The sequence below is a fragment of the Pseudoalteromonas sp. G5_S1_14_S5 genome, assembly GCF_054968605.1.
This window is the reverse complement of record NZ_JBQKUM010000006.1, coordinates 1-18,401: the sequence shown is the minus strand read 5'-3', so window position 1 is coordinate 18,401 and position 18,401 is coordinate 1. Positions and strand designations below refer to the sequence as shown.

General features: G+C 44.8%; 18 protein-coding genes. 4 read left to right on the top strand and 14 right to left on the bottom strand.

The window, feature by feature from the left end; translation table 11 throughout:
• Positions 1-11: 11 nt before the first annotated feature.
• From sspB to zapE, 8 genes are all read right to left on the bottom strand, one after another.
• Positions 12-491: a ClpXP protease specificity-enhancing factor gene (gene sspB / locus ACTRWI_RS03105; protein ID WP_499129287.1), complete on the bottom strand. Its 480-nt coding sequence runs from the start codon at positions 489-491 to the stop codon at positions 12-14.
• 20 nt (positions 492-511) lie between these two features.
• Positions 512-1,147, bottom strand: a complete 636-nt coding sequence (gene sspA, locus ACTRWI_RS03100; RefSeq protein WP_499129286.1) for a stringent starvation protein SspA — start codon at positions 1,145-1,147, stop codon at positions 512-514.
• Between the two features lie 97 nt (positions 1,148-1,244).
• Positions 1,245-1,982 (bottom strand): cytochrome c1, encoded by a 738-nt coding sequence (locus ACTRWI_RS03095; RefSeq protein ID WP_499129284.1) that lies wholly within the window; start codon positions 1,980-1,982, stop codon positions 1,245-1,247.
• The gene (locus ACTRWI_RS03090) at positions 1,979-3,244 is read right to left on the bottom strand and encodes a cytochrome b (RefSeq protein ID WP_063523419.1); all 1,266 of its coding nucleotides are present in this window, start codon (positions 3,242-3,244) and stop codon (positions 1,979-1,981) included. The genes ACTRWI_RS03095 and ACTRWI_RS03090 overlap by 4 nt, the downstream gene beginning before the upstream one ends.
• A complete protein-coding gene (petA, locus tag ACTRWI_RS03085; RefSeq protein ID WP_499129281.1) occupies positions 3,244-3,834 on the bottom strand; it encodes a ubiquinol-cytochrome c reductase iron-sulfur subunit in 591 nt (196 codons plus the stop codon). Before petA ends, ACTRWI_RS03090 begins: the two co-directional genes overlap by 1 nt.
• Before the next feature lie 331 nt (positions 3,835-4,165).
• The gene (gene rpsI, locus ACTRWI_RS03080; RefSeq protein ID WP_004740758.1) at positions 4,166-4,558 is read right to left on the bottom strand and encodes a 30S ribosomal protein S9; all 393 of its coding nucleotides are present in this window, start codon (positions 4,556-4,558) and stop codon (positions 4,166-4,168) included.
• Between the two features lie 15 nt (positions 4,559-4,573).
• Positions 4,574-5,002 carry a 50S ribosomal protein L13 gene (gene rplM / locus ACTRWI_RS03075; RefSeq protein ID WP_004740759.1) on the bottom strand — a complete coding sequence of 143 codons (429 nt, stop codon included), beginning with the start codon at positions 5,000-5,002 and terminating at the stop codon, positions 4,574-4,576.
• 247 nt (positions 5,003-5,249) lie between these two features.
• Positions 5,250-6,353, bottom strand: coding sequence for a cell division protein ZapE (zapE, locus tag ACTRWI_RS03070; RefSeq protein ID WP_499129271.1), 1,104 nt, complete (start codon positions 6,351-6,353; stop codon positions 5,250-5,252).
• Between the two features lie 216 nt (positions 6,354-6,569).
• On the opposite strand from zapE, the gene zapG reads away from it, so the two are divergent.
• The 3 genes from zapG (at position 6,570) to degS (ending at position 9,733) form a co-directional block, all read left to right on the top strand.
• Positions 6,570-7,025: a Z-ring associated protein ZapG gene (gene zapG, locus ACTRWI_RS03065; protein WP_499129269.1), complete on the top strand. Its 456-nt coding sequence runs from the start codon at positions 6,570-6,572 to the stop codon at positions 7,023-7,025.
• Positions 7,026-7,152: 127 nt separating this feature from the next.
• On the top strand, positions 7,153-8,508 hold the full coding sequence (locus ACTRWI_RS03060; RefSeq protein ID WP_499129374.1) for a Do family serine endopeptidase: 1,356 nt from the start codon (positions 7,153-7,155) through the stop codon (positions 8,506-8,508).
• 160 nt (positions 8,509-8,668) lie between these two features.
• Positions 8,669-9,733: an outer membrane-stress sensor serine endopeptidase DegS gene (gene degS / locus ACTRWI_RS03055; RefSeq protein WP_499129267.1), complete on the top strand. Its 1,065-nt coding sequence runs from the start codon at positions 8,669-8,671 to the stop codon at positions 9,731-9,733.
• 104 nt (positions 9,734-9,837) lie between these two features.
• Here degS and parC read toward each other — a convergent pair whose 3' ends face one another.
• The 6 genes from parC to nudF form a co-directional block, all read right to left on the bottom strand.
• A complete protein-coding gene (gene parC, locus ACTRWI_RS03050) occupies positions 9,838-12,096 on the bottom strand; it encodes a DNA topoisomerase IV subunit A (RefSeq protein WP_499129265.1) in 2,259 nt (752 codons plus the stop codon).
• A gap of 3 nt (positions 12,097-12,099) precedes the next feature.
• Positions 12,100-13,980, bottom strand: a complete 1,881-nt coding sequence (gene parE / locus ACTRWI_RS03045) for a DNA topoisomerase IV subunit B (RefSeq protein WP_499129263.1) — start codon at positions 13,978-13,980, stop codon at positions 12,100-12,102.
• 240 nt (positions 13,981-14,220) lie between these two features.
• Positions 14,221-14,826 carry an esterase YqiA gene (yqiA, locus tag ACTRWI_RS03040; protein ID WP_499129261.1) on the bottom strand — a complete coding sequence of 202 codons (606 nt, stop codon included), beginning with the start codon at positions 14,824-14,826 and terminating at the stop codon, positions 14,221-14,223.
• A gap of 15 nt (positions 14,827-14,841) precedes the next feature.
• The gene (gene cpdA / locus ACTRWI_RS03035) at positions 14,842-15,666 is read right to left on the bottom strand and encodes a 3',5'-cyclic-AMP phosphodiesterase (protein ID WP_499129259.1); all 825 of its coding nucleotides are present in this window, start codon (positions 15,664-15,666) and stop codon (positions 14,842-14,844) included.
• 60 nt (positions 15,667-15,726) lie between these two features.
• Positions 15,727-16,167 carry a DUF1249 family protein gene (locus tag ACTRWI_RS03030; RefSeq protein ID WP_499129257.1) on the bottom strand — a complete coding sequence of 147 codons (441 nt, stop codon included), beginning with the start codon at positions 16,165-16,167 and terminating at the stop codon, positions 15,727-15,729.
• 4 nt (positions 16,168-16,171) lie between these two features.
• The gene (nudF, locus tag ACTRWI_RS03025; RefSeq protein WP_499129255.1) at positions 16,172-16,801 is read right to left on the bottom strand and encodes an ADP-ribose diphosphatase; all 630 of its coding nucleotides are present in this window, start codon (positions 16,799-16,801) and stop codon (positions 16,172-16,174) included.
• 228 nt (positions 16,802-17,029) lie between these two features.
• Between nudF and tolC the strand changes: the two genes are divergently transcribed.
• Entirely contained in the window at positions 17,030-18,355 is a 1,326-nt protein-coding gene (tolC, locus tag ACTRWI_RS03020; protein ID WP_499129253.1) for an outer membrane channel protein TolC, read from the top strand.
• Positions 18,356-18,401: the final 46 nt, after the last annotated feature.

Below are 18,401 nucleotides of genomic sequence, written 5' to 3'. Positions count from 1 at the left end.
TATAACTAACGTTATTTGATAACACGAAGGCTTGGACGGCCTTTCGCTGGGCGAGGAGGCTCAGGGGCTGAGTCTGGCTCTTCAGCTTCTGGTTCATCCGTTGCAACGCTCAAAGATGGGCCTTTTTCTGTCTCTTCGAAAGGACCGTCTTCAATCCCTTCTTCAAGCGACGTCATGTAAGCCTCTTCAGGTTCAAACATGGTACCAGCACCATTCTCACGAGCGTAAATCGCCTGTACAGCATAAAGTGGGACGATCACAGAGTGAGGACGACCACTAAAACGAGCACTAAACGTCACTGCTTCGTTACCCAGTTCAAGTTGCCCAACAGCTCGAGGCGCGATGTTCAGAATGATCTGGCCATCTTGAACAAACTCTTCTGGAACTCGCACCCCAGGTAATGTTGCTTCAACAACAAGGTGTGGAGTTAATTCGTTATCAACCAACCAATCATAAAATGCACGCAGCATATATGGTCGGCGTGGTGTCATATTTGAAATATCCATAACGCTTAGCGAACTAGTCGCATCTCGCGCTCAGCTTCTGTTAGAGAAGCAAGGAATGAATCACGTTCAAATACGCGGTTCATGTAAACTTTAAGCTCTTTAGAACCAGGGCCAATTAGCTCGATACCAAGCTCAGGTAAACGCCATAGTAGCGGAGCAAGGTAGCAATCGATTAGGCTAAATTCTTCGCTCATGAAGTACTCGAACTCAGCAAAGATAGGAGCAAGAGTTAGTAGATCGTTACGAAGTTTAGTACGTGCAGCTTCAGATTCTTCAGCATTGCCCTTAACAATCTTCTCTGCGACTGAGTACCAGTTGCGCTCAATACGGTACATCATTAGACGGCTGTTACCTCGAGCAACCGGGTATACAGGCATCAATGGTGGATGAGGGAAACGCTCATCTAGGTATTCCATGATGATCTTAGAGTCGTAAAGAGCAAGCTCGCGATCAATAAGAGTTGGTACTGATTTGTACGGGTTCAGTTCAACAAGCTCTGCTGGAAGATTTTTTTCATCAACCAACTCAACTTCAACACTTACGCCTTTTTCAGCAAGAACGATGCGCACCTGATGGCTATACATATCAGAAGCACTTGAGAAAAGAGTCATTACAGAACGTTTATTGGCAGCTACAGCCATGGAGCCCTCCAGTACACTTTAAATAAAAACAATGGAGGCCTAAAGCCTCCATTGAACATTAACATAATTTGGGAATTAGCATGTTATTATAGCACAATTAGTGCACATCACGCCAATACTCTTTCTTCAGCAGAACCACGATGATCGTGAACAATACTAAGAAAGCCATTACCCACCAACCCATTGCGTGACGCTCAAGTTTCACCGGGTCGCCTGAGTAAACAAGGAAGTTTACTAGGTCACGAACCGCGTCGTCGTACTCACCTGCACTTAGCTCACCAGAACCGTCAGTTTCAGTACCAACAACCACTTCAACCTCTTCACCATCTACGATATGAGTTTCGTAGATTGGCGTTGGGATACCTTGTAGTTCTTCAAGTACGTGTGGCATACCTACGCTTGGGAAAACAATGTTGTTCACACCAAATGGACGAGATGGATCTTCGTAGAAAGTACGAAGGTATGTGTATAGCCAATCTGCACCACGAACACGAGCAACCAAAGTCAGATCTGGTGGCGGAGCACCAAACCAGCTTGCCGCTTGCTCAGCTGGCATCGCATTAACCATCAAGCTACCAATTTTCGCTTCTGGGTCGAAAATCAGATTTTCCTTCATTAAATCTACAGGAATTTCTAAGTCATTCGCAACACGTTCATAACGTTGGTATTGCGTCGAGTGACAACCGAAACAGTAGTTCATGAACATCTTAGCGCCATTTTGCAATGAAGCTTTATCCGTTAAGTCATTGTTCGCTTTGTCTAATGGTACGTTTGCACCCGCTGCCATCGCCAAAGACGGCAACATAGCGAATAAAATTACAATCCACTTTTTCATTTGAACGTCACCCTTTCTGGTAATGGTTTCGTCGCTTCATTTTTACTGTAGAACCACAGTAGAACGAAGAACATGAAGTAACCTAAGCTAAAGATTTGTGCTAGTAGCGTGTAAGTTGGCGTTGCTGGAAGCGCACCAAGTACACCAAGCGCAATAAAGCTTATTGTGAATTGGATGATATTAATCAAATGCAATTTACTACGGTAACGGTACGAACGTACTTTACAACGGTCAAACCACGGTAGTAAGAATAGCACAACAATTGATGCTCCCATCGCTACAACACCTAGCAGCTTGTCAGGAACCGCACGCAGGACTGCATAGAACGGCGTGAAGTACCATACAGGTGCGATATGCTCAGGTGTCTTCAGTGGGTTCGCAGCTTCAAAGTTAGGCGGCTCAAGGAAGTATCCACCCATTTCAGGGTTGAAGAACAGCACGTAACAGAACAAGAATAGGAAACCAGCAACACCTACCATATCTTTCACAGTCCCGTATGGGTGGAAAGGAATAGAGTCGATGATGTCGTATTTCTTCGTGTAATCCTTGTGGAATGGGAACTGAGTTTTGTAGCCGTCGCCCATTGTACCCTTAGGAAGTTTAGTTTCGATACCGTCTGGGTTATTCGAACCAACTTCGTGCAATGCCAACACGTGAAGTACAATAAGCAGTAGAAGCACGATTGGTAGCGCGATAACGTGCAGTGCGAAGAAGCGGTTCAGCGTTGCACCAGAGATGATGTAATCACCACGGATCCAAAGCGTTAGGTCATCACCGATAACAGGGATCGCACCAAACAGAGAAATGATTACCTGAGCACCCCAGTAAGACATTTGACCCCATGGTAGTAGGTAACCCATGAAAGCCTCAGCCATAAGTACCAAGAATATCAACATACCGAAGATCCAAAGTAGCTCACGAGGTTTTTGGTAAGAACCGTAGATTAGACCACGAAACATGTGCAGGTATATAACTACGAAGAATGCCGAAGCACCCGTCGAGTGCATGTAACGTAGTAACCAACCGTATTCTACGTCACGCATGATGTATTCAACTGAAGCAAACGCACCATCACCAGACGGTACGTAGTTCATTGTTAACCAAATACCAGTTAGGATTTGGTTAACCAATACCAACATTGCCAAAGAACCGAAAAGGTACCAAAAGTTAAAGTTCTTAGGCATTGGGTATTCAGATAAGTGCTTTTTGTAAGCATTCATCGCAGGTATACGTTTTTCAACCCAGTCTAGTAGTCCTTGCATTATGCATCTCCCTCGTCAATACCGATCAGGATCTTGGTGTCGCTTAAATACATATGCTTTGGCACAACAAGGTTCAATGGTGCAGGTACGCCTTGAAATACTCGACCAGCCATATCAAATTTCGAACCATGACACGGACAGAAGAAACCAGACTTAACACCTTGCACTTGTTCTGCGAAAGAATCAGGTAGGTAAGTTGGAGAGCAACCTAAGTGCGTACAGAAACCAACAGCAACGAAGAATTCCGGCTTAATTGAACGGAATTCGTTCTGTGCGTATTGTGGCTGTTGTTCAGCTTCAGATTGAGGGTCACGGAGTTGAGCACCTATAGATTTTAGGTTTTCTAGTACCGATTCAGCACGGCGTACAACCCATACAGGTTTGCCTTGCCATTCGACACGAACCATTTGTCCCGGTTCTAACTTGCTGACTTCCACTTCCACCGGTGCACCCGCAGCTTTCGCCTTGGCACTCGGATTCCATGATTTAATAAAAGGCACGGCTACAGCAGCAGCTCCCAAACCACCAACAACGGCTGTTGTTGCGGTTAAGAAACGCCTGCGACCGTTATTTAAAGGCGCGTTGCTCATCCAAACATTCTCCCATTTGCTCCTTGTGGATTGAAATTATTCCGATTAAAGAGCATGGCTAACAAAATATGTATTTAGTTCTATTTATTGACGGCAAATGATAAATAAAACCCTACTTTTTGACAAGATAAAGCTACCTTTTTGTAACAATCATGAGGCAAAGCGCACATTGAGTTACAAAAGCTTTCAAAATACAAGAATTTGTAAATAAAACGAGAGGGGAAAAGCATTTAGCGGGGGGTAGAAAAACAAAAAGCCCGGCATATAGCCGAGCTTTGAACCACAATTCCAGCAATAAAGCTGGGAGCGTGTACTCTTTCGTAAAGAAAAATTAACGCTTAGAGAATTGAGGTTTACGACGTGCTTTACGTAGACCAACTTTCTTACGTTCAACGCAACGAGCGTCACGAGTAACGTAACCAGCTGCACGTAGAGCAGGACGTAGAGTTTCATCGTACTCCATAAGAGCGCGAGTGATACCGTGGCGGATTGCGCCAGCTTGACCAGAAATACCACCACCAGAAACAGTGATGTAAAGGTCAAGTTTCTCAGTTAGTTCAACTAGCTCAAGAGGTTGCTTAACAACCATACGAGAAGTTGGACGACCGAAGTAAACATCAAGGCTACGCTTGTTGATTACGATCTCACCAGAACCTGGTTTGATGAAAACACGAGCTGCTGAGCTTTTGCGACGACCAGTGCCGTAGTATTGATTCTCTGCCATTTTCATAATCCCCAATTAGATGTCTAGTACTTGTGGTTGTTGAGCAACATGGTTGTGCTCAGCACCAGCGTATACTTTTAGCTTACGGTACATAGCGCGGCCTAGAGGACCACGTGGAAGCATACCTTTAACAGCTAGTTCTAGAACCATTTCTGGCTTCTTGTCGATCAGCTTTTCGAAAGTGATAGACTTAAGACCACCTGGGAACTCAGAGTGACGGTAGTAAACCTTACCCTTAGCTTTGTTACCAGTTACAGCAACTTTCTCAGCGTTAACAACGATGATGTAATCACCAGTGTCTACGTGAGGAGTGTATTCTGCTTTGTGCTTACCACGAAGGCGAGAAGCGATTTCACTTGCTAGACGACCAAGAGTTTTACCTTCAGCGTCTACAACATACCAGTCGCGTTTTACAGTTTCTGGTTTAGCAACGAAAGTTTTCATGCTAATAATTACCTATTTAAAAAATTTACACTTAAGGAATACTCGCGTATTCCCACTGTCTAAGAGTCACCATTCATCACCCCTTCGAGTGTTGGAAAACTCTTGGCATAACGTGATTTAACTCATCGTTAGAGGCCCGCAGTAACGGTAGGTCGCAGGATTATAGAGAAGAGCGAAGAAAAAATCACCTCTTTTTGAACAAAATCACGATTTTTTTATTTCTACTTCTCAATCGAGATAATCCTATCTAACTCAAGTGCTCTTTTGCTAAATATTCATGGCTCTGCATTTCGATTAAACGCGACTGGCAACGTTTAAATTCAAACTCTAGCTGGCCGTGGGTATATAAATTTTCTAGCTCTACTTCGGCGGAAATAATCAGCTTTACATTGCGCTCATAGAACTCGTCCACTAATGCGATAAAACGTCTTGCTGCATCATCAGAAGTCGCGCCCATTTGCAGAACATCTGCCAAGAGAACAGTGTGGTAAACGCGAGACAATTCAATGTAATCATTCTGGCTTCGGGCTGACTGACAAAGCTGAGCAAAAGTACCATGCAACACGCCATCGCTTGCTTCGATAACATTTAACTGACGATGATTCACTTCAATCTGCTTAAGTCTCTCTTTATCTTCCCCAACCAATTGGCTGTAGTACTTTTCAAGATTGATGTTCGCTTGGCTATCGAGTGGATAGTGATAAATCTCAGCCTGCTCTAATGTGCGCAGACGATAATCAATACCGCTGTCCACATTAAGAATATAGCAGTTGTCTTGAATCAGCTTAATCGCAGGTAAGAAACGCGCACGTTGCAGACCATTACGATACAGGTCTGCAGGAGGAATATTTGAGGTCGCAACTAAGATAACGTTTCGTGCGAATAACTCTTGGAATAAGGTACCTAAGATCATCGCGTCGGTGATATCAGAAACGAAAAACTCATCGAAACAGATAATATCCGCCTCTTGTTTCAACTTACCCGCAACCAAAGGCAGAGGATCACTCACATTGCCCAGCGCCTTTAATTCGTCATGCACTCGATACATAAAACGATGAAAGTGCACTCGCATTTTTTTAGTGGTCGGCAAGGCATCGTAGAACGTATCCATCAGATAAGTTTTACCACGCCCTACACCGCCCCAAAAGTAAAGCCCTTTAGGTGGAGTTGGTAGCTCTGGCTTTTTACCGAGCAATTTCTGAAATCGAGTCAATTGAGGGATAGGGGTATTCACATAATCTTGGAACTGGTGAAAAAGTTCATCTAAAGATTTAACGGCTTGCTCTTGTGCTGGATCTCTTTGAAATCCATGCTCTTTTATATCTTGTTCGTATTTTTTGACGGGATTCATGACGACATTTCCACAATGAAAGCGATATCAGACAGCGAATAAAATTAAGCTCAAACAGTAAGGGACGTGACATTATGCAGAGAATAATGCAGCATTAATGCTAAATAGCGCACATGCATTTCTCTTTATACTGCGGCTTTCTCATAGTACCATGGAGACGTAGAACGTGTAACTAAGCAGTAACAAACATGTTAAAAACAACAATAAGGAGCTGTTATGCCTTGGATGTATGCCATTGCCGGTTTACTAATCGGAGTTATTCTAGGGGTCGCTATCTCTCGTCTCATGACACCTGAATACAAGAAGCAAAAGAACGTACAGAAAGAATTAGATAGCGCAAAGTTTGCCCTTGAACAGCAGCGACAAGAGCTGGCTGATCACTTTGCGAAATCAGCAGAGATGTTGGACACCTTAGGTAAGGACTACACAAAACTGTACCAACACATGGAAAAAACCAGCTCGGAGCTGCTCCCTAACCTACCCGAGCAAGACAATCCGTTTGTGAAGACAGCGGCTGCTCATTCAGAAAAGCCACAAGAAAAGTCGGCAACCAAAGAAACAGCCCTGGAAGAGCAACCTAAAGATTACGCGAATGGCGCGACTGGTTTATTTACCGAGCAGAAGAAAGAAATCATTGAAGCTCCTGATGTCGTCACTGCAAAAGCATCATAAACATTTAACACTTAGGTGAACTTTATAAAGGTTTTTGAGTCATAACTTTCACTCAGGTCATTTGAAACTTCTTAAACGTATTAGACGTAATGAGAGGGGTAAGACCTTAACCAGAGAGGAGTTTATGATGAAAAAACCTTTGCTTGCTTTATCTGTACTGACTTTAAGCTTAAGTTCAATCATCACCCCCATTCAAGCTACTGCCGCACTCCCATTAAGTGTGGGTAATGAACAATTACCAAGCCTTGCGCCTATGCTTGAGCAAGTGACCCCCGCTGTAGTTAGTATCGCCGTTGAAGGCAAACAAGTACAACGTCAGCAAATCCCTGAACAATTCCAATTCTTTTTTGGCCCAGAGCAAACACGTGAGCGTCCATTTCGCGGTTTAGGCTCAGGCGTGATCATTGACGCCAAGAAAGGTCATATCGTCACCAACTACCATGTAATTGATGGTGCTGACGATATCAAAGTAAGACTTCATGACGGTCGAGAGTACGATGCTGAGCTTATCGGCGGTGACCAGATGTCCGATATTGCCCTCTTAAAATTAGAAAAAGCCAAGAACCTCACTCAGATAAAGCTCGCAGACTCCGATAAGTTGAGAGTCGGTGATTTCACTGTCGCGATTGGTAACCCCTTTGGACTTGGCCAAACAGTGACATCAGGCATCGTTTCTGCTCTTGGACGCAGCGGCCTCAATCTCGAAAACTTCGAAAACTTCATTCAAACCGATGCCGCAATCAACAGCGGTAACTCAGGTGGAGCGCTAGTGAACCTAAATGGTGAGCTGATTGGTATCAACACAGCCATTCTTGGCCCCAACGGAGGTAATGTCGGTATCGGCTTTGCAATTCCATCCAACATGATGAAAAACCTGACAGAACAGATTATCGATTTCGGTGAAGTTAAACGCGGCATGCTTGGCGTTCAAGGTGGTGAAATCACCTCAGAACTTGCAGAGGCATTAGGTTATGAATCCAGTAAAGGCGCCTTCGTTAGCCAAGTTGTGCCAGACAGTGCCGCTGATGACGCTGGGTTAAAAGCGGGTGACATTATCGTCTCTATTAATGGTAAACGCATCGATACCTTCAGCGAGTTAAGAGCAAAAATCGCAACGCTCGGTGCAGGCAAAGAGATCGAGTTAGGTGTCGTTCGCGATGGTAAGAATAAAATCTTCGATGTAACGCTGGGTGAATCAACCAATAGCAAAACCAAAGCCGAGAAGCTTCACGAAGGGCTAACTGGCGCCGAACTTACCAACACCACTAGCAATGACCCAGCAACAGGCGTGAAAGTATCAAGCGTAGCTCAAGGTTCACCAGCGGAAGCTTATCAACTTCTAAAAGATGACATCATCATCGGAGTGAATCGTCAGACAGTTAAGAATCTCGCTGAGTTTAGAGCGATTGTTGAAAAACACCCTGGCGTATTAGCACTCAATATCCAGCGAGGTGATAGAACCATCTATCTGGTAATTCGATAGCTACTTTGCCCACATAAACACAGGGAGACTTTGTAAGTTTGCTTTAAACTTACTTAGTCTCTCTTTTATTTAGATGAATCAAAATGCTATGCTTCACAAGTAATTCAAACTAGTCACCCATACGTGGAGGCTCAATACCTTACCTGTCGAAGAGGGAAACATGCTGTCCTTTCTATTTCGTTCTATTTCCCTTGGACTCGTTTCAGCGGCGCTGATTCTTCTGGCCTTTCCTAGCTTACGGCCAGCGATTGTCGCAGATGTGACTAATCCCAAAGTCGATAATATTAGCTCTCCTCAGATTTCATTTAATCAAGCTGTACGCCGCGCTGCGCCAGCGGTGGTTAATATTTATAGCCGTAAATACGCAGAAAGTGATCGTAACAAACTCCTTACACAAGGCTTAGGCTCAGGGGTAATCGTTAGCGAAAAAGGCTACATCATTACCAACTTCCACGTTGTGGCTCAAGCTGACCAAATTATTGTTGCGCTTCAAGACGGCCGAGTTGCCGCGGCACAATTAGTGGGCTCAGATAAACGTACTGACATCGCGATACTCAGAGTCAGTGGCGACAACCTCCCAGTTATTCCACTCAACCCGAACTACAAAGCTAACGTTGGCGATGTGGTACTGGCTATCGGTAACCCGTACAACTTAGGTCAAACCACGACCTTCGGCATCATCTCGGCGACAGGACGCTCTTCGATCAGTGCTGACGGTCATCAAGCCTTTATCCAAACAGATGCTGCTATCAATGAAGGCAACTCTGGTGGTGCACTGGTGAACTCACAAGGTGAGCTAGTCGGTATTAACACAGCCTCTTTCCAACAAGCGACCGATATGGAAACCTACGGGATCTCATTTGCTATCCCCTACCCACTTGCCAATAAAATCATGGAAAAGATCATTGCTGATGGTCGTGTGATTCGCGGTTACATCGGTATCGATGGGCAAGATATCAACTCAGTCACCTCTCGCATGTTGGGTACGAAGAATATCGGTGGGATTGTGGTGTTGGGTATCGATCCGAATGGTCCGGCTGCAGACGCAGGTTTTGAATCTCAAGATATTATTGTCAGCATCAACAACAACCAGGTGAATGGACGTCAGAGCGTGATGGACATCGTTACTGATTTACGCCCAGGCACGGTGATCGATGTCGGCATCTTACGCCAAGGTAAAAGCAAGACCCTTAAAGTAACGATTGCTGAAGATACTCGCCTTTAGAGCAAACGCTAAAAGTAAGCGATTCAAAACAACTGACAGACAAATACAAAAAACCCAGCTCACAGGCTGGGTTTTCTTTTATCCGAAGATAGCATCAAGTGTCTTTAAGGTTCACTTGGCTCTTCGATATCAATGCGAGTCACACGCTGTAGGCCTCTTGGCAGTAGACCACCACGACGACCACGTTCACCACGGAAGTTTTCAAGATCAGCCGGTTTCAAGCCAAGCTTACGTTTGCCTGCGTAGATAGTCAGCGTTGCATTCTCAGGAATAGCCATCAAGTGTGATACAAACTCTTCACGCTCTTTGGCTTTCGCAGAAGGAATGTTGATGATCTTATTACCCTTACCTTTGCTCAATTGAGGTAAGTCTTTGATTGGGAACAACAACATACGGCCTTGGTTGGTAATCGCTAGAATCTGGTTACTTTCCAAATCAGCAATTGGACTGGGCGCCATCACTTCTGAAGATTGCGGTAGGTTAACCAAAGCTTTACCGCTCTTGTTCTTAGACAGCAGATCGCTCCCCTTACAAACAAAGCCGTAACCAGCATCAGAGCCAACTAACCATAGCTGTTCATCTTCTCCCATCACCACTTGGCGGATAGAAGTGCCCGCGCTGATATTCAAGCGACCAGTAATTGGCTCACCTTGGCTTCGTGCAGATGGTAATGAGTGAGACTCAAGGGAGTAGCTTCGACCATCACTGCCAAGGAACACCGCTTGTTGATTGCTCTTACCCTTAGCGCTCGCTAGGAATTTATCACCCGATTTGTAGTTCAAGCCTTCAGCATCAACCTCATGCCCTTTCGCATGACGAATCCAACCTTTTTCAGAAAGCACGACTGTGATTGGTTCACTAGGTACCAAATCACGCTCAGTCATCGCTTTAGCTTCAGCACGTTCAACTAATGGAGAGCTACGGTCATCACCGTATTTCTCAGCATCTGCCTGAATTTCTTTCTTGATAAGTGTGTTTAGACGACGCTCAGAGCCCAGTAGCTTCTCTAGCTTCTCACGCTCTTTCTCTAATTCATCTTGCTCGCCGCGGATCTTCATCTCTTCCAGCTTCGCAAGGTGGCGAAGTTTAGTATCAAGAATAGCGTCAGCTTGAATTTCCGTAATACCAAAGCGCTCCATTAGAACCGCTTTAGGGTCATCCTCAGTTCGGATGATCTCAATCACTTCATCAAGGTTGAGGTAAGCAACCAGCAAACCTTCCAAGATGTGCAGGCGTGCTAGCACTTTATCTAAACGGTGCTGCAGACGACGACGAACCGTTGTGCGACGGAACTCAATCCACTCTTTCAGGATTTGAACTAAACCTTTAACTTGAGGGCGGCTGTCTAGGCCTATCATGTTCAAGTTAACACGGAAGTTCTTCTCAAGATCTGTCGAAGCAAACAAGTGACTCATCAGTTGATCACAATCGATACGATTCGAACGAGGCACAACTACAATACGAGTTGGGTTCTCGTGATCCGATTCATCACGCAGGTCATCAACCATTGGCAGCTTCTTAGCGCGCATCTGGTTAGCGATTTGTTCAAGTAGCTTAGCGCCCGACACTTGGTGAGGCAGAGCTGTGATAACAATATCAGAGCCTTCTTTATGCCAAACTGCACGCATCTTGATGCTGCCACGACCCGTTTTGTAAATCTTTTCGATATCCGACTTCGGAGAAATAATCTCAGCTTCTGTTGGATAGTCAGGGCCTTGTACGCTTTCCATGATCTCCGATAGCTCAGCTTTCGGGCTATCGATTAGCTTAATCGTCGCATCAGCAATCTCACGCACGTTATGTGGTGGGATATCTGTCGCCATACCTACCGCAATACCAGTGATACCGTTAAGTAGGATATGAGGAAGACGCGCAGGCAACATTTGTGGCTCTTTCATCGTGCCATCAAAATTAGGTTGCCACTCAACCGTGCCTTGGCCTAATTCACCAAGTAGTACCTCAGCAAACTTAGACAGTTTTGCTTCGGTATAACGCATCGCTGCAAATGATTTCGGATCATCAGGAGCACCCCAGTTACCTTGACCATCAACCAATGGGTAACGGTAAGAGAACGGCTGCGCCATAAGAACCATGGCTTCGTAACAAGCAGAGTCACCGTGCGGGTGATACTTACCTAGAACGTCACCAACGGTACGTGCTGATTTCTTATATTTCGAAGCAGCAGACAAACCAAGCTCAGACATCGCATAGATAATACGGCGCTGTACAGGCTTAAGGCCGTCACCGATATAAGGCAATGCACGATCCATGATTACGTACATTGAATAGTTTAAGTAGGCGTCCTCAGTGAACTTGCGCATTGGCAATTGTTCAACGCCATCAAATGTAATTTCGTTAGACATCCATTATACCTCGGCCATATCACCGTTTGTCTGTAACCATGTACGGCGATCATCAGCGCGTTTCTTACCTAGCAGCATGTCCATCATCTCCAGTGTCGCTTCGTTATCGTCAATAGTTAATTGAACAAGGCGACGAGTGTTTGGATCCATGGTGGTTTCACGTAACTGAAGTGGGTTCATCTCACCCAGACCTTTGAATCGTTGTACGTTGATTTTGGATTTCTTTTTAGACAAGCGCTCAAGTACGCCATCTTTTTCATCGTCATCCAGAGCGTAGAACACCTCTTTACCACAGTCGATACGATACAGTGGCGGCATCGCTACATAGATATGACCCGCTTCAACAAGGGCGCTGAAGTGACGAGTGAATAGTGCACATAGTAATGTCGCGATATGAAGTCCATCCGAGTCCGCATCGGCAAGGATACAGATCTTACCGTAACGCAGGCCTGATAAGTCATCGTTGTCTGGGTCAATACCCAAAGCTACTGAGATATCGTGTACTTCTTGAGACGCCAACACTTGGTCAGCCGACACTTCCCACGTATTCAGGATCTTACCGCGTAGTGGCATTACCGCTTGGAACTCACGATCGCGAGCTTGCTTAGCAGAACCACCCGCCGAGTCCCCTTCCACGAAGAAGATTTCAGTGCGATTCAAGTCTTGGACTGAACAGTCGGTCAGCTTACCCGGCAGTGCAGGGCCAGAAGCGACTTTCTTACGTACTACTTTCTTACTCGCACGCATACGACGGTGGGCATTGGCAATACAAGCTTCCGCTAACTGCTCTGCCAGCTGTGGCTTTTCATTCAACCATAGGCTGAAGGCATCTTTTACCACGCCAGAAACAAATGCAGCCGTTTGACGAGAAGATAAACGCTCTTTTGTTTGACCTGCAAACTGAGGATCTTGCATCTTCACCGATAGCACGTATGAACAGCGATCAAAGATGTCATCACCCGTTAGCTTTACGCCACGTGGTAATAGATTACGGAATTCACAGAACTCACGCATTGCATCCAATAGACCTTGGCGTAGACCGTTTACGTGTGTACCACCTTGTTTAGTTGGTACCAAGTTCACGTAACTCTCGGTGATCATGTCGCCGCCTTCTGGCTGCCAGATGATCGCCCAGTTAGCCATTTCCGTTTCAGCAACAAATTCGCCCACATAAGGTTCTTCAGGCAATAAGGTATAACCTTTTACCCCTTCAGCAAGATAGTCTTTCAAGCCATCTTCATAGAACCATTTGTGTTCTTCGTTGTTCACTTTGTCGCTGAAGGTAATTTCTAACCCAGGGCAAAGTACCGCTTTCGCGCGCAGATTGTTGATCAAGCGAAGCGTTGAAAACTTAGAGCTATCAAAGTATTTAGGATCAGGCCAGAAATGTACTGACGTACCACTGTTGCGATGACCACAAGTACCAGTAACCATCAGTTCAGTAACCGCTTGACCGTTTTCTAGTGCGATCTCGTGAACTTGACCTTCACGGCGAACCGTAACTTCAACACGTTTAGATAGGGCATTTACTACCGAAATACCTACACCGTGCAAACCACCAGAAAACTTGTAGTTGTTGTTCGAGAACTTACCACCAGAGTGAAGCTTGGTTAAAATCAGCTCAACACCTGAGATGCCTTTTTCTGGGTGGATATCGACAGGCATACCACGACCATCATCGGTAACTTCTAATGATTGGTCTGCATGAAGTACAACTTTGATTTTCTTAGCGTGTCCCGCTAGTGCTTCATCGACCGAGTTATCAATGACTTCTTGGGCAAGGTGGTTCGGTCTTTCTGTCTCGGTATACATACCTGGGCGGTGTCGCACAGGATCGAGACCTTCAAGTACCTCAAGGTCTTTTGCATTATATTGTTCAGTCATAATACGGAGTTTACTCAAAAAGTTTGCGTCAGTTCGCTGGCTCCAGTTTCACTAAAGCAGAATCATTACTATGAACCGTCATAGCAGAGCGAACGAGCGAAGTATTGGGGAATATAGTCTGGAAGCTGACTAATGATGTCAAGCTAGTTCAAAAACTAAGACATCAAACTATGATATTTCACCATTGATAGATGAAATAACAGGCAAAAAGAGAGGCTACGACTCAGTGAAGAAATCAGGTTATAGATTTAGAAAGGTGATAATTTGCTGTGGGTAGCGTTCAAAATCAACAAAACTATGATCCCCACCCTCTTCTAATGTTTGGGTTGCACCTTGATACTTCTCTACCGCTTGTCGGTAATCCAGAACTTCATCTTCCGTTTGTTGAAGTAACCAAAAGTCACTTGGCTTTGTGATAGCCGGAACATCTAATGCCTTCAACTCATCGATATGCTTAGTTTCTAAGACATATCGTTCATTTGTGTATGGGTTTACTTGCTCACCTAAGTAGTCGACAAGTAACTCATATGGTTTCACCGCAGGGTTTACAACAACCACTTTAAAGCCATAGTGGCTGTTAAGCCAAGTTGAAAGGTAGCCTCCTAACGAGCTGCCAACCAATGCGATCTGGTACTGATCTTTGTATTGTTCTACCAGCTGCTGCAGGTAAAATGCAGCTTGCTGCGGGAAACTAGGCAGTTGAGGAGTTAGCACCTTAATATCCGCACGATGCTCTGTGCAATACTCCGTCATCACCGTCGCTTTGTGAGAGCTAGATGAACTGTTAAAACCATGAATATAGAGAAGCAGTGATGGTTTTGCAGTTTGCTCGATAGATTCAGACATCAATAGCTACCCTCATTAATAGCCGGCGGCTTCAAAATCAGGTAAGAACTGCCCGTTAGGTAGGCGACGAACTTGAGTGCTCACCGTTCCGTCTTGGTGCAATTCAATCTCTCTCCAACCAGGAGATAAGGTATCTACAGCGAAGTCATCTGAGTTCGGTTTGAACTGAACACAAGTCGACGGAGTTGCCATAACTTGTACACCATGGTGCTCTCGGTTCATATCCTGGTGAACATGACCACACAATACCGCTCTCACATTAGAATGCTGTCGAACCACATCCCAGAACTGATCAGCATCTTTCAAATTGTGTTGATCGAGCCATGCACTGCCTACTAATAACGGGTGGTGGTGCAACAAAACCAAAGTATTGCGCTCAGGAAATTCCGCCAGCTTTTGTTCTAATAAATCAAGTTGTTGATCGCTCAGGCGACCATGTGGAACGCCAACAACTTGAGAGTCCAACATAATCATTTGCCAGCTCTCGCCTAACAATACATGCTCAACACACTGAATTTGTGGTGATGGTAAAACACTGCCCATATTAGGCTTAAAATCATGGTTTCCAGGTAGCCAGTAACACGGCTTCTCTAACGGTTGAATCCCTGATTCAAATTTCTGGTATGACTCTGCGCTGTGATCTTGAGAAATGTCACCAGTCGCTAAGATCGCTTGATAGTCAAAGCCCTGACTAACAATGCCATCGACTACAGCACGAAAGCTATCTTGAGTGTTGATGCTTAGTAAGCTGCCATTGCTCGGCGCAAATAAATGCGTATCCGTTAGCTGCACAAGCTTAATACTGCTCTCATCAAATTTTGAAGTGTGTGATAATTCCAAAATAACAAATCCAGATACGTTACTGTTTAGACGTTAAAAGTGTTCTTAAATAAGCTCCAATTAAAAAGCAATAGGGCTGCGGCCGATACCAGTTTTTAAACAAAACGTTAACCATTCCCCAAGAAATTTATTCAATTGAAATTTCTCGTCCTTTTGCAGAAGCTTAGTGTTGGGATAGTCATATTTCGCCTTAACTCGCGAAAAATCCCCACTGGCGCACACTTCTGCAACTCGAGCGTCGTGATATAGCCTGACAGACATTTTTGGCAAAGGAAACACTGGCATCGCGTCACTTTGACATATATCTATTAATGTGGTGTATTTTGTGACCTCATTCACTGTCAACTGATACACCATATTTACGGCTTGGTAACAGCGGACATCACCAACCTCATGCCCAATCGGCAGTAAAGCGTTTAGTTTGGCATAATTCGTCTCATAGACTCGCATCAATTCAGCAAGATCAACATGATACGGTTTCTTGACCGCTATATTTGGCATGACGTTAAGCTACCCACTCTGACTGTAATTCTTGGTAGTTCAATTGTAGCCACTGAAGCGCAATGATCGTGGCCCCATTTTCAAACACACCGTCTTTAACCCGTTGATAAGCCGCTTCACGACTCATCACTTGTACACGAATATCTTCACCTTCGTAATCCAACCCGTGTACACCTTTGGCTGTCGTCGCATCGACACAACCAACAAAAACATCAAGCCGCTCTGAACAGCCGCCTGATGAAGGGTAATACGAAGTGATAGGCAGCACAGATCCGACTTCGACTCCAGCTTCTTCCATCGCTTCACGACGAGCCACATCTTGTGGTGATTCATCGGTATCGATAATCCCGGCAACAATTTCGTATTGCCACGGATGCTCATGTTCGAGAGCACCAACACGGATCTGTTCGACGATCACGACTTCGTCACGCACGGGATCATAAGGTAACAAAGCGGCAGCATGACCACGTTCAAACATTTCACGCTCAATTGGTTGGCTCCAGCCTCCGTCAAACAGCTTATGCTTAAATGTGTACTTAACCATTTTAAAAAAACCACGAAACAGCGTCTCTTTTGAGACTATTTCCACATCTTGCGGAGTAAACTCATGTCGTTGATTGTCAGACTGTTGCATTTGGTACCTCACTAAGTGATCTTTATAGTTTACTCATTGTCCGAGTTAACTACCAAGGATAAGGTTCAACTTTTTATATAAAACTTACAATTAAAGTTAAGTTTTAAAAAAATAAATATTGCACAAGTGGACAGTTAAATGTAAAAAAGTGCAAAGTTTCGAGTAAATTACCACCAAACTGGGTTAAACTCTTTTAAAGAAAATTCTATTAAAGGCAGGAATAGGAAAATGAAAAAACTGCTTCCACTATTTATCAGTGCAGCAATTGGCAGCCTGAGTTCATCAGCTTTCGCTGATACGCTAGCTGAAGTTTATGACCAAGCAAAACAGAACGATCCACAACTTCTTCGTTCAGCAGCGCAGCGCGATGCCGCTTTTGAAGCAGTAACGTCAAGCCGTAGTGACTTGCTACCTCAAATTAATCTAACAGCAAACTACGATATTAATCGTGGTGACCGAAACACGTCTGGTGTTGGTAGTTCAAGTATCGATAACAATACTTGGGGAGCTGCGATTGGTTTTTCTCAAGAGCTTTACAAACGCTCTTCATGGATAACTCTAGACACCGCCGAGAAAACAGCTCGCCAGGCTGATTCAGCATACGCGGCAGAGCAACAAGCGTTGATCCTGCGTACAGCGACAGCTTATTTCGACGTACTTCGTGCTCAAGACAACCTAGAGTTTGTCCGTGCTGAAAAAGCAGCCGTTGCTCGTCAGCTAGAGCAAACTAAGCAACGTTTTGAAGTAGGTCTTTCTGCAATTACCGATGTACATGATGCGCAAGCTCAATACGATGGCGTTTTAGCAGATGAAGTACTGGCAGAGAACACTCTGACGAACAGCTACGAAGGTCTACGTGAAATTACAGGTCAAGAGCACTCTCAACTAAGCATCCTAGATACCGACCGCTTCTCAGCGAGCAAGTCTTCAGAATCAGCTGTAGCGCTTGTAGAACAAGCTGAGCAAAAGAACCTTAGTCTATTAGCTGCACGAATCTCTCAAGATGTAGCAAAAGACAACATCTCTCTAGCAAGCTCTGGTCACCTACCGAGTCTAACGCTAGACGGTAGCTATGCTCTGGCTGATCAATCCAACAGCTCTCAAGATTATGACCAAGACAACCTGAATATCGGTTTGAACTTAGTAGTGCCTCTATACACTGGTGGTAACACAACTTCTTTAACCAAACAGGCTGAATACAACTACGTTGCAGCAAGTGAAGATCTAGAAGCAACTTACCGTAGCGTTGTTAAAGACGTACGTGCATTCAACAATAACATCAGTGCTTCAATTGGTGCTCTACGCGCTTACGAACAATCTGTTGTTTCTGCTCAGTCGGCTCTTGAAGCAACAGAAGCAGGTTTCGATGTAGGTACTCGTACCATCGTTGACGTACTAGACTCAACCCGTCGTCTGTACGATGCGAACAAAAACCTTTCAGACGCTCGTTACAACTACATCCTAAGTGTGCTTCAGCTTCGTCAAGCCATTGGTACACTAAGCGAGCAAGACATCGTTGATGTAAACGCAGGTCTAAAAGTCGCAAACAAGTAATTCTAAATTACGCTAGCTACAGCTACAAAAATGCCGCTCATTGAGC